This is a genomic window from Rudaea cellulosilytica DSM 22992 (genome assembly GCF_000378125.1).
Taxonomy (GTDB): Bacteria; Pseudomonadota; Gammaproteobacteria; order Xanthomonadales; family Rhodanobacteraceae; genus Rudaea; species Rudaea cellulosilytica.
In genome coordinates, this window is the sequence record NZ_KB899241.1 from 13396 (window position 1) to 26086 (window position 12691).

Consider the following 12691-nt stretch of genomic DNA (forward strand, 5'->3'; position numbering starts at 1 on the left):
GGAAGGACGACGTGATTCTAAGCCGAAAGTCTCCGCGGCGATGCGCGCAACTACGACGCCAGTCGTTTGATCGTTTCCAGCAGTACCTTGTTGCCGGCGTCCTTCTTGCGTCCCTCGTCCCAGACCTGGCGCGCCTCGTCCTTGCGCCCGGACACCCAAAGCACCTCACCGAGATGCGCGGCGATCTCGGGATCGCGCTGCTTGGTGTAGGCGCGGCGCAACTGCTCGACCGCGGCATCGAGATTGCCGAGGCGGTATTGCACCCAACCCATGCTGTCGAGGATCGCCGGTTCGCCGGGTTTGAGTGCGAGCGCCTTCTCGATCAGTGTGAGCGCCTCGGCCTTCTTGTCGGTGCGATCGGCGAGCGTGTAGCCCAGCGCGTTCAAGGCATCGGCATTGTCGGGTTTGAATTCGAGCAGACGGCGCAAATCGTGGATCGCCTCGTCGACGCGATCGACGCTCGCACAAGCCAGCGCGCGCGCATAGAGCAGGCGCGGGTCGTCCGGCAGGGCCTGCAAGCCGCGATCGTAGACCGCGATCGCATCGGCCTGGCTCTTGCCCTTGTCGCCAACCAGTTCGGCCTCGAGCAGGAAAACCTCGCCCAGCGCCTTCGCCTCGTCGGCGACGCGGGCTTCGAGTTCGTGCAGCAGGCTCATCGCATCGGCGGCGCGGCCCGTGTCCTGGAGCAGGATCGCGGTGCGCTGTTGCGCATCGAACCATTCGTCCTCGCCTTCGCCGACCTCGGCATACCACTTGAGTGCATCGGCCTTGCGTTCGGCCAGTTCGCTGAGCTGGCCGAGCAACAGCAGGCGCATCGCCGGGCGCGGCTGGGATTCGGCGAGCACCTGCCGATACAGGGTTTCGACCTGCGCCATGTTCGCCTTCGCGTCGCCGTGGGCGAGATAGGCTGCGCGCGCCGCATAGATGCGATCGTTCTGCGGTCCCTGCGCGAGCACCGCCGATGCCTGCGCAAAGTCGCCGAGATCGCCGAGCAGCGCGGCATAGGCGACGCGCAGGCGTGCGTTGTCTTCGCGCCCTTCGTTGCCCGGCGTCGACTTCGCGTTGCGCAATGCATCGGCGAACAGCTTGCGCGCACCTTCCTTGTCGCCCGCGCCGATCTTCACCTGCGCGGCCCAGGCATAGGTTTCGGGCGTATGGAAACGATCGGTTCCTCGTTGCGCCAAAATCCTGGCGATATCGCCGCGATCGAGCCGTATCGCCAGTTGGCCGACCGCAATCCATACCTGCGGGTCGTGGCCGAGATCAACAGCCTGAATGGTGTTGCCCGGCGCGGCGCCGTCGCCGCGCAGCAGGCGCTCGAACATCAGGCCGGCGGCATTCTTGTCCTCGGCGCCGAGCAGCGCCTGCGAGACCGCTCGCCAGCCGCTGCCGCCTGGGCGGTGCGCAAGCCAGGCCAGATCGGCAAACGCCGAATCGTTCGCGCCGGCGTGCAGGGCGAGCATCGCGCGCGCCTGGCGCACGCCGACCTCGTCGCCGTGCAGCGCCTGCCAGCGCAGCAGCGCGGCCTGCGCCGCCTCCCATTGCCTGCCCGCGATCGCGATATGCGTCGCCTGCTCTGCGATCGCTGCGTCTTCGCTGGCCTGCGCCGCATCGACATAGCGGCGTGCGGCGGTCACCGCATCCGAATCGACCAGCGCGAGCTCGCCGGCAAGCAGGTTCGCGATCAGATCGCGCTGGCCCGGATCCGGGGCGACATCGAGCCTTTGCAGCGGCTGCGTCGCTGCCATGCGCGCCTGCGGATTGCCCGCGGGCGTCGTCGCGCAGGCCGCGAGCAGCATGGCGGCAACGGCCGGCAGCCACTCACGCGATCGGAACCAATCTGTCTTCACGGTCTGCTATTCCACTTGCCCGCATCTGCGGTTTGTTGTCGCTGTCCTGCGTACCTCGGGGCGCAAAGCCCTGATTTCAAACCTCGGCCACGCCGCCGTTTGCTTGATATCGCAACGCACGGGCCGCACAATTTCGCATCGGTACAGGCTATTCCGGCGCCTGCCGCAAGCTTAACCGATTACCTAGAACATGGCCCTGATCGCCCTCGGACTCAACCACCAGACCGCGCCGCTCGACCTGCGCGAGAAGGTCGCGTTCGCGCCCGAGGCGACCGCCGACGCGCTCAGCGACCTCGCCCACCAGCCCGGCGTCAACGAGGCGCTGATCCTGTCCACTTGCAACCGCACCGAACTCTACGTCGAGGTCGAGGCCGGGGCGGAAGACGCGGCGCAGCGCTGGCTGCTCGATCACCATGGATTGACCCAGCGCCGGCTCGACGAGTTCCTCTACCGGCACGAGGACAACGCGGCCGTGCGCCACCTGTTCCGCGTCGCCACCGGCCTCGACTCGATGGTCCTCGGCGAGCCGCAGATCCTTGGCCAGGTCAAGGATGCCTACCAGACCGCGCGCAGCGCCGGCACCCTGCGCAGTTCGATGGAGCGCCTGTTGCAACAGACCTTCGCCGTGGCCAAGCGCGTGCGCACCGATACACGCATCGGCGCGAATCCAGTGTCGGTCGCCTACACCGCGGTGCGCATGGCCGAACGCCTGTTCGCCGACTTATCCGACGCCTGCGTGATGTTGATCGGCGCCGGTGAGACGATCGAGCTCGCTGCCCGCCACCTGTCCGAATCGAAGGTGCGCAGGCTGATCGTCGCCAACCGTACGCTGGAAAACGCGCAGGCGCTGGCTGTGCGTTTCGGTGCCTATGCCATTTCGCTCGCCGACCTGCCCCAGCACCTGGCCGAGGCCGATATCGTGATCTCGTCCACGGCCAGCACTATGCCGATCCTGCGCCGCGATCTGGTCGAGAACGCGATCCGCGTGCGCAAGCACCGGCCGATGTTTCTCGTCGATATCGCCGTACCGAGAGACATCGAGCCGGCCGTGGCCGAGCTCGACGACGTATTCCTCTACACGGTCGACGACCTCAAGCAGGTGATCGACGACAACCTGCGCTCGCGCCAGGCCGCGGCCAGCGAGGCCGAGGCGATCATCGAACTGCAGGTCGAACACTATCTCGCCTGGCGTCGCGCGCTGGCCGTGCGCAATCCGCTCGCGACGCTGCGTTCCGATGCCGAGGCGCAACGCGACGCGACGCTGGACAAGGCGCGCGCCCTGCTCGCAAGCGGGCGCACGCCCGAGCAGGCGCTCGAGTTCCTCGCCCACACGTTGACCAACAAGCTGCTGCACGCACCGAGCGCCAATTTGCGCGCCGCGGCGTTGCGCGGCGATGTCGAACTGTTGCGCGCCGCGGAGGCGCTGTTCGATTCGCAATCGGGCGAGGAGAAAAGCTCTTAAACAGAACGCCACCGATCGATGCCGGCAAGGACGGATAAATCTTCTGAATTTGCCTTGTCCGCCTTTATCGTTCCTCGATTCGCCTTTATCTGGGTTAAAATTCGTCCGAATGAACCCCTCGATAAGACGCAAGCTCGACGAGCTTGCCGAGCGTCACCAGGAAGTCTCCCTGCTGCTCGCCCAACCCGAAGTCCTCGACGACAACGCACGCTTCCGCGATCTGTCGCGCGAGTTCGCGCAGCTCGAGCCGCTGACGGCCTCGCTGCACGCCTACGACGACGCCGGGAAAAATCTCGAAGCGGCGCAGGCGATGCTCAAGGATCCCGAGCTGAAGGAACTCGCGCAGGGCGAAGTCGCCGAGCTCGAGGCGCGGCGCGAGGCGCTCGACCACGAATTGAGCCTGCTGCTGCTGCCGAAGGACGCGCGCGACGAAGCGAACATCTTCCTCGAAGTGCGTGCCGGCACCGGCGGCGACGAAGCGGCGATCTTCGCCGGCGACCTGTTCCGCATGTACACCCGCTACGCCGAAACGCAGGGCTGGCGCGTCGAGGTGCTTTCCGCAAATCCCGGCGAGCATGGCGGCTACAAGGAAGTCATCGCGCGCGTCGAGGGCAAGGGCGTGTTCTCCAAGCTCAAGTTCGAATCGGGCACCCACCGCGTGCAGCGCGTGCCGGAGACCGAGGCGCAGGGACGCATCCATACTTCGGCGGCGACCGTCGCGATCCTGCCGGAAATGGACGAGATCGAGGACGTCGAGCTCAATCCGGCCGACCTCAAGGTCGACACGTACCGCGCGAGCGGCGCCGGCGGCCAGCACGTCAACAAGACCGACTCGGCGATCCGCATCACCCACCTGCCGAGCGGCATCGTCGTCGAATGCCAGGACGAGCGCAGCCAGCACAAGAACCGCGCGCGCGCGATGTCGCTGCTCAAGGCGCGCCTCACCGACGAGCAGCGCAGCAAGCAGACCGCGGCGCAGGCCGAATCGCGGCGCCTGCAGGTCGGCTCCGGCGACCGCAGCCAGCGCATCCGCACCTACAATTTTCCGCAGGGGCGCATCACCGATCATCGCGTCAACCTGACTCTGTACAGTCTGCCGGCGATCATCGGCGGTGATCTCGACCCGCTGCTCGGTCCGCTGACCCAGGAGTATCAGGCCGATCAGATGAAGTCGCTCACCGAAGGCGGCCTGACCGGATGAACGCGGCGCTGCTGCCGGCGACGCTCGACTCGATCGCCACGCTGATCGAGCGCGGCGACCTCGTTGGTGCCGAACGCCAGGCGCAAGCGGCACTGCAGAACTTGCCGCCGCATGCGGAAGTCTGGCGCTTGCTCGCAATCGCGCAGATCCGCTTGGGGCGCATGGACGCGGCGGCGCGCTCGCTGCAACAGGCAGCGCGCCTCGATCCGAATTCAGTCGAAGTGCTGTGCAACCTCGCCGCAGTCGAACTGCATACCGGCAAGGCAGAGACGGCGGCGGTCACGCTCGAACGCGCGCTCGCGCTCGCGCCGAACCATGTCGGCGCGCTCACCAATCTCGGCCGTCTGCGCCACCAGATCGGCGACTACCTCGGCGCGGCGCAATGCTTCGAGCGCAGCCTGCGCGCAGACCCCGGTCGCGCCGAAACTTGGTTCGACCTCGCCAACGCCAGTGCCGCTCTGCACTACTGGAGCGCTGCAGAATCGCACGTGCGTCAGGGCATCAACCTCGCGCCGCGCTCGGCCGACGGCTGGTACGTACTCGGCTATCTTTACGAACGTCAGGGCCGGCTCGCCGACGCGTTGCAGCCGTATCGCAACTCGATGGAGTTGAGCCCGCGCCCTCAAACCGCGCACAACCTTGCCTTGGTGCAGGACCAGCTCGGCGACTGGCAGGCCGCGGCGCGCACGATGGAGCGCGCGCTGCAACTCGCTCCCGACCTGTTCGAAGCACTCAGCCAGCTCACCTACACCAAACGCCGACTGTGCGAATGGCAGGGCCTGCCCGAACTCGCAACGCGGCTCGTCGCCGGCGTCGACGCAGGGCGGCCGGGCATCCTGCCGTTCTCGCTGCTCGCCGAAGACACGACGCCCGCGCAGCAACTCGCCTGCGCGCGCACGTTTGCGCGACAGTTCGCATCCGTGGCGACTCCACATCAAGCCGCGACTTTGTCATCGGCAGGCGATGGATCGCTGCGCGTCGGCTTCGTCTCCTCAGGCTTCAAGGAACACGCCACCGGCCTGCTCGTGGTCGAGCTGATCGAACGCCTGCGCGCGACGAACCTGAGCACGATCGCATTCGCGACCACGCCCGGCGACGGCAGCGAGCTTCGTCAGCGCCTCGAACTCGCATTCCGCGAGTTCCATGATGTCGCCCAACACACGCCCGAAGCGATCGCGGAGCACATTCGTGCCGCGCGCATCGACGTGCTGATCGACGTCGATGGTTATTGCATGAATTCGCTGCCACGCATCTTCGCGCAGCGGCCCGCGGCGATCCAGGTTAACTGGCTCGCCTACCCCGGCTCGCTCGGCGCGCCGTGGTACGACTATCTGATTGCCGACGATGGCGTGATTCCCCCGGCGCAACGGGCGCATTACGACGAGAAAATCGCCTGGCTGCCGCGCTGCTACCAGCCTACCGACACAAGCCGCATCGTGCGCGAAGCGCCCGCACGCGAGGCGTTGGACCTGCCCGCCGACGGTTTCGTCTACTGCTGCTTCAACGCCAACTGGAAAATCACGCCGCAGAGCTTCGCATTGTGGATGCGCATTCTGCGCGAGGTTCCCGGCAGCGTGCTGTGGCTGCTCGACGAGCGCCCCGGCAACGGCGTGATCGAGCGCCTGCGCGACGCCGCGCAACGCGCGGGAGTCGATCCGCGACGGCTGGTCTTCGCACCGAAGGCGAACCACGCCGATTATCTCGCCCGCTACGGCCACGCCGACCTGTTCCTCGACACGAATCCGTACAACGCCCACACCACCGCGTCGGACGCGCTCTATGCTGGCTGCCCCGTGTTGACCCGACCCGGCGACACGTTCGCCTCGCGCGTCGCGGCGAGTCTGAACCGCCAGATCGGCCTCGACGAATTGATCGCTGCCGATGACGAGGCCTATGTCGCGCTTGCGATCGGGCTGGCGCGCCAGCCCGCGCGCGTGGATGCCTTGCGCGCGCGCCTGCACGACCCAGCCACGCGCGCGCGACTGTTCGACATGCAGGCGTATGCCGACGACTTCGCCGCGCTGATCCAACGCATTGCCGCGCATGCGCGCGCCGGCCAGCCGCCGCAGGATATTTCGCTGTAGGATGGCGGCATGACCGCTGCCAAAGAATTCGCACCGCTCAATCTCTGTGTGTTGACCGTGTCCGACACGCGCAGCGCGCACAACGACACTTCGGGCGACTATCTCTGCGATGCATTGGCCGCAGCGGGCCATCGCCTGCATGCGCGGGCGATCAGCCGCGACGACAAATACAATCTGCGCGCCATCGTCTCCACGTGGATCGCGCAGGCCGACGTGCACGGCATTCTCGTGACTGGCGGCACCGGTTTCACCGGCCGCGATTCGACGCCTGAAGCGCTGCTGCCGCTGCTTGACAAGCAGATGCCCGGTTTCGGCGAGATGTTCCGCGTGCTCTCGTTCGAGGAGATCGGCACCTCGACACTGCAGTCACGCGCATTCGCCGGCCTTGCCAACGACAAATTCGTGTTCTGCCTGCCCGGCTCGACCTCGGCCTGCAAAACCGCCTGGGAAAAGCTCATCCAGGCACAGCTCGACTCGCGCACCGCGCCGTGCAATCTGGCCGGCTTGAGATCACGTTTGCGCGAAACCTGAGTTTCGACCAGCGCAAGGATCACTTCGATGAAGAAGAAGAAATACGAGCATCATCTGAAGGAACTCGCAGTCGAACTGGTCGAACTCCAGCGCTGGCTGATCCACACCGGCAAGCGCGTCGTCGTGCTGTTCGAGGGGCGCGACGCGGCCGGCAAGGGCGGCACGATCAAGGCGATCAGCGAATACCTCGACACGCGCCACTACCGCATCGTCGCGCTGTCGAAACCGAACGAACGCGAGCGCACGCAGTGGTACTACCAGCGCTACATCGAGCACCTGCCCGCGGCCGGCGAGATCGTGCTGTTCGACCGCAGCTGGTACAACCGTGCCGGCGTCGAGCACGTCATGGGTTTCTGCAGCGAGGAGGAGTACAAACGCTTCCTCGCCGAATGCCCGGTGTTCGAGAAGGGCCTCGTCGATGACGGAATACTTTTGTTCAAATACTGGCTCGCCGTTGACCAGGCCGAGCAGGAAGAACGCTTCGCCGAGCGCGCGTCCGATCCGCTCAAGCGCTACAAGATCTCCCCGATCGATGTCGCCGCGCGCAACAAGTACCGCGAATACGCCGAGGCGCGCGAGGCGATGATCGCAGCGACGAGCACCGAGCACGCGCCGTGGCACGTGGTCGACTTCAACGACCAGCCGCGCGGCCGCCTCAACCTGATCCGCGATCTGCTCGACCGGCTGCCCGACCGCAAAATCCCGGTAAAACCACTCAAATTGCCCAAACTCAAGGGCGATCTAGGCGTCGAAGAGCTGGCCGACAGCTCGCTTTGGGTAAAAACCGTGTACTGAAGCCGCGTCCGGGACGCGCCGGTTCGACTGTCACAAAACCGTCACGTGAAAATGACGGCTTATACGCCCAAAATTTTGCGATTCCTTTACAATCGCCGACAAAAAGCAACACGGGAATTCCTCCGGCCGCATGCGTCGTGAATCCGCGACGATCCTGCGACCCATGCCCGCATCGATCGGGCACGGCAGGAGGGATCAAGGGACGAAGTTCTTCGCAATATTTCGCCCATTCAACTGGAGAGACCCGATCATGTCATCGCACAGCCTCGCTCGCGCCTCGCGCGCGCCGCGCCGTTATACCCTGAGCCTCGCCATCGTCTTTGCCCTCACCGGGAATGCGATGTACGCCGCCGATACCGCGCCAGCCGACGATGCCAACGCGCCCAAGCAACTCGGCGACATCACCGTCACCGCGGAAAAGCGCAGCGAGAACATCCAAAAGGTGCCCGAGTCGATCACCGCGATCGATACCGAGAAGCTCGACGTGCTCAAGTCCGGTGCCGACGATGTGCGCTTCCTGTCCGCGCGCGTGCCGAGTCTGCTGATCGAGTCCTCGTTCGGGCGCACGTTCCCGCGCTTCTACATCCGCGGCCTCGGCAATACCGATTTCGACTTGAACGCCTCGCAACCGGTGTCGTTCGTCTATGACGACGTCGTGCTCGAGAACCCGATCCTGAAAGGCTTCCCGATTTTCGACATCGACCAGGTCGAAGTACTGCGCGGCCCGCAGGGCACGCTGTTCGGTCGCAATACGCCGGCCGGCGTGGTCAAGCTTGATTCGAAGAAGCCGACGCAGGAACCGGATGGCTATGTCGACGTCAGCTACGGCCGCTACGGCACCACCAACATCGAGACCGCGTTCGGCGCGGGCATCAACCAGGACTGGGCGTTCCGCGTCTCCTTCCTCGACCAGCACCGCGACGACTGGGTGAAGAACACCGCACCGGGCAAGAGCAACGAGCTCGGCGGCTACAACACGCAAGCGTTGCGCCTGCAATTCGAATACAAGCCATCCGACACGTTCGATGCGCTGCTCAACGTGCACGGCATGAACATCAACGGCTCGGCAATCCTGTTCCGCGCCAACATCATCCAGCCGGGCACGAATGATTTCGTTCCGGGTTGGAAACGTGACGAAATCTCGATCGATGGCAACAACTTCCAGGACGTGACGTCGAGCGGTGCAAGTCTGCACTTGACCTGGAGCTTGGAGAACATGGAGCTGGCCTCGATCACCAGCTTCGACCGGGTCAAGACGCTGAGCCACGGCGACATCGACGGCGGCTACGGCGCGTCCTATGCACCCGGAGGCGTGATGGGCCCCGGTTTCATCCCGTTCGCGTCCGAGTCGGCGGACGGCCTGCCGTTCCATCGCCAGATCACCCAGGAAGTGCGCCTGTCCTCGAAGAACACTTCACCGCTCGACTGGATTCTCGGCGCGTACTATTTCAACGAGAACCTGACGATCGACAGCTTCGACTACGAAACCATCTTCAGCCACGGTGCGCTCGACGGCTACGCGCAGCAGAAGCAGAAGGATGTGAGCGAAGCGCTGTTCGGCTCGCTCGGCTATCAAGTCAACGACGCGTTCAAGATAAAGGGCGGCCTACGCGTCTCGCACGACGAAAAGAACTGGACCGCCACGCGCTACATCTCGCCGATCGGCGGCGGTGCACTCGGCCCGTTGTTCGAGAATCCGTCCTACACGCACACCACCGGCGATCTGTCGGCCACCTACAGCCTCGACAAGGACACGACGCTCTACGCGCGCGCCGCGACCGGCTATCGCGCGCCGAGCATCCAAGGCCGCTTGTTGTTTGGCGACACGCCTTCAGTGGCCAAGGCGGAGACGATCACTTCGGGCGAAGCGGGCATCAAATCGGATCTGTTCGACCATCGCGCCACGATCAGCGCCGACGTCTACGTCTACGAGATGAAGAACCAGCAGCTCACCGCGGTCGGCGGCACGACCAACTTTGCCCGCCTCGTCAATGCGAAGAAAACCGAGGGACGCGGTTTCGAACTCGATGCACGTGCCTACGTCACCGACAACCTGATGGTCACGGCAGGCGGCAGCTACAACTACACCAAGATCAAGGACCCGAACCTCTACATCACGCCGTGTGCGGCGTGTACGGTGCTCGACCCCGAAATCGTCGAGGGTGGCGTCACCCTCGCCTCGATCAACGGCAACCCGCTGCCGCAGGCGCCGAAGTGGATCGGTAACGTGACCGCGCGCTACGCGATCCCGTTCAAGGACGGCGAGCTGTTCGCGTATACCGACTGGGCCTACCGCAGCAAGGTCTCGTACTTCCTCTACCAGTCGGTCGAGTTCACCGGCAAGGCCTGGGTTGAAGGCGGCCTGCGCGTCGGCTACGCCTGGCACGACAACAAGCGTGAAGTGTCGTTCTACGGCCGCAACATCCTCGACAAGAAGGCAATTACCGGCGGCATCGACTTCGACAACCTGACCGGTTACGTCAACGAGCCGCGCATCTGGGGTGTGCAGTTCCGCGGCGAGCTTTGATCTCGGCGCATCAACCTTGCCCGAGACAAAAAAGCAGCCGGCGCAATGCCGGCTGCTTCGTTTCAATCACCTGAAAACCGATCAGATCTGGATTTCGGTGCGCTGCTGCTGGCGCATCATCGTCACGATCAGGGTGCCGAACAGCAGCACCGAGGCGACGATGAAGATGGTGATGCCGAGGCTTTCGCCGCGCAGGCCCTGAGCGACTGCCGTGGCATCCGCCGTCGGCACGAAACCGGCCGCGGCCATCGCCGTGTAGTGCATGCCGCAAACCGCCACGCCCATGACCAGCGCGGCACCAAGCAGTTGCATCCAGCCGCGCAGGTTGAACGCAAGCCATAACGCCGCGATCGAAGCGACGATCGCGATCACCACGGACAACGCGACGATGTTCTGATCGTAGACCGTCTGCGCCGGCATCAACATCGCTGCCATGCCGGTGTAGTGCATGCCGGCGACCCCCAGACCCATCAGCACGCCAGCGAGCACGAGCTTACCCCAGGAAAACACGCCGCTGCTGGCGACCGCGAGGCCGAGCGTGCACGCGGCGATGCCGATCACCGCGGACGCTGCGGTCAGCGGCAGGTCGTAGGTCACCGGGACGTTCATCTGGCATGCAAGCATCGCGATGAAGTGCATCGCCCAGATGCCGCCACCGCCAACCGCGGCGCCCGAACCGATCAACGCCTGCCAGCGCTCGCTCGCGTTCTTCGCGGTCGGGATGCCGATCGCGAGTTGCAGCGCGGTGTACGACCCGAGTACCGAAACCAGGTAAGACAGCAGAACAAGAAAGGTATTGTGATGGCAATGTATCGCGTTCATGTCGTTCCCCCGAAGATGCGTCAAGTCATTCGCTGAAGGTAAATACGCAGTAGCTGGCTCCCGAATTGCGACAATGCGTCTCCTCGACGCGCGCCGGCGCGTCGGCACGAGAGGTATTGATCAAGCCTTCGAAAAAACCGGAGAAAAAATGGCAGGTGCGGCCGTGCTGGCCATTGCCGCAGAACGGACTTGCCTTGAGCCGCAAACCGTCGTCTTCGATATCGGCGGGCAGCAACTGGCGCACGGCGGGCAAAGCGATATGGCGCACGGCGTCGTGCAGGCCGAGGCGCGCGCCGAGCGCGAAGTCGCGCTTGTACACCCAGGTGCCGACACGGTTGCCGACGTAACGCAGCACGCTGTCGTGTTCCGCGGGCGGAATCTCCTGCTCGAGCAAGACGAGACGCGGCAAGATCTGCGGGTAGTCCGCCGCGAGCTTGGGCAATAGGATCTCCAGACGCGAACGGTCGTAGCTGGGCCGCGGCGCGGCCATGCGATTGCCGAACTCCGCCGCACGTCCATTGAGCGGCATTTCCTGCGGCGCTTGCGGCGCCGGATACGCAGCAGGCGGCGCATAGCTCGGCGCTGGCGTGTATTGCGGTGCGACGCGCGGCATCGGCGCGCCCCCCCGTGGCGGGGCCGGGGCGGCCACCTCGTGCATCATCGACTCGTACGAGCGCACACGACGATGCGTGGCAATGCGGTCCTCGAGTTCGAGCATGCTTGTTTCCGGGCCGCGCACCGCAAAATTGAGCGAAACCCCTTCATTGCTCTCGGCCATGCGCTGGCGTACCAGACTGAAGCCGCAGGCCATGACGATCTGCCCGAGCTCGAATAGCAAACTCTCTTTCTGATCCGCAACGACGCGGATTTGCAACTCGACGTAACGCGAGTATGGCTCGTTCAAGATGTCCCCCTTGAGCACTGAACACGAACGACAAAAACGCTAATAGTTCACACTAATCGCCGCCGCACGATTTCCTGCATTTGTGAGTTGTAACAATTTTTTCGCGACGATAACGAGAATTGCAGCATGTTCCGCCGCTATTCTTAAAAATGCGTTCGCGATTTTTGGCTAAAAATCGCCAATTGGCTCACAACGTGCATTATTCGCCGCAAATCGAGAATCCGTCCGCGGGCGATGCACCGGGAAAATTGCCGGAAACACCGATATCGGAGCCATCAAGGTCGATGCGACTCACGTCGTCGACACGGGCTGCGGGAGGGCCCAGCTGTAGCCAGGATTGGAGCCGGTTCAACGCGTCTTCGGTACCGCAGGCAAGCACCTCGACGCTGCCATCGGCCAGGTTCTTCGCGTAACCACCCAGCCCCAACGCCTGTGCTTGGGTACGCGTCGACGCGCGGAAGAACACACCCTGTACCCTGCCCCGGACGAGGAATTTTGCGCAAGGCATGCGCGAA

Annotated in this window: 10 protein-coding genes; 6 read left to right on the plus strand and 4 right to left on the minus strand. The window is 64.5% G+C overall.

Annotation, left to right across the window (positions count from 1 at the left end; all coding sequences use genetic code 11):
- Positions 1–50: 50 nt before the first annotated feature.
- Positions 51–1850 carry a tetratricopeptide repeat protein gene (locus F455_RS19135; protein WP_157578345.1) on the minus strand — a complete coding sequence of 600 codons (1800 nt, stop codon included), beginning with the start codon at positions 1848–1850 and terminating at the stop codon, positions 51–53.
- A gap of 190 nt (positions 1851–2040) precedes the next feature.
- On the opposite strand from F455_RS19135, the gene hemA reads away from it, so the two are divergent.
- From hemA to F455_RS0100120, 6 genes are all read left to right on the plus strand, one after another.
- Entirely contained in the window at positions 2041–3312 is a 1272-nt protein-coding gene (gene hemA, locus F455_RS0100095; protein WP_018971212.1) for a glutamyl-tRNA reductase, read from the plus strand.
- A 109-nt stretch (positions 3313–3421) separates the two neighbouring features.
- On the plus strand, positions 3422–4513 hold the full coding sequence (gene prfA / locus F455_RS0100100) for a peptide chain release factor 1 (protein WP_018971213.1): 1092 nt from the start codon (positions 3422–3424) through the stop codon (positions 4511–4513).
- A complete protein-coding gene (locus tag F455_RS0100105) occupies positions 4510–6597 on the plus strand; it encodes an O-linked N-acetylglucosamine transferase, SPINDLY family protein (RefSeq protein WP_018971214.1) in 2088 nt (695 codons plus the stop codon). Before prfA ends, F455_RS0100105 begins: the two co-directional genes overlap by 4 nt.
- A 9-nt stretch (positions 6598–6606) precedes the next feature.
- Complete coding sequence (gene moaB / locus F455_RS0100110) at positions 6607–7128, plus strand: molybdenum cofactor biosynthesis protein B (RefSeq protein WP_018971215.1); 522 nt, start codon at positions 6607–6609, stop codon at positions 7126–7128.
- A gap of 18 nt (positions 7129–7146) precedes the next feature.
- On the plus strand, positions 7147–7923 hold the full coding sequence (gene ppk2, locus F455_RS0100115) for a polyphosphate kinase 2 (RefSeq protein WP_169337313.1): 777 nt from the start codon (positions 7147–7149) through the stop codon (positions 7921–7923).
- A gap of 250 nt (positions 7924–8173) precedes the next feature.
- Positions 8174–10450, plus strand: a complete 2277-nt coding sequence (locus F455_RS0100120; protein WP_018971217.1) for a TonB-dependent receptor — start codon at positions 8174–8176, stop codon at positions 10448–10450.
- Positions 10451–10531: 81 nt separating this feature from the next.
- On the opposite strand, the gene F455_RS0100125 is transcribed toward F455_RS0100120, so the two are convergent.
- The 3 genes from F455_RS0100125 to yccX all read right to left on the minus strand — a co-directional run bounded on the left by F455_RS0100125 (position 10532) and on the right by yccX (position 12684).
- Entirely contained in the window at positions 10532–11272 is a 741-nt protein-coding gene (locus F455_RS0100125; protein WP_018971218.1) for an MHYT domain-containing protein, read from the minus strand.
- Positions 11273–11297: 25 nt separating this feature from the next.
- A complete protein-coding gene (locus F455_RS0100130; protein WP_157578346.1) occupies positions 11298–12176 on the minus strand; it encodes a 4-vinyl reductase in 879 nt (292 codons plus the stop codon).
- Positions 12177–12375: 199 nt separating this feature from the next.
- Positions 12376–12684 (minus strand): acylphosphatase, encoded by a 309-nt coding sequence (gene yccX / locus F455_RS19140; protein WP_083918728.1) that lies wholly within the window; start codon positions 12682–12684, stop codon positions 12376–12378.
- Between the last annotated feature and the right edge of the window lie 7 nt (positions 12685–12691).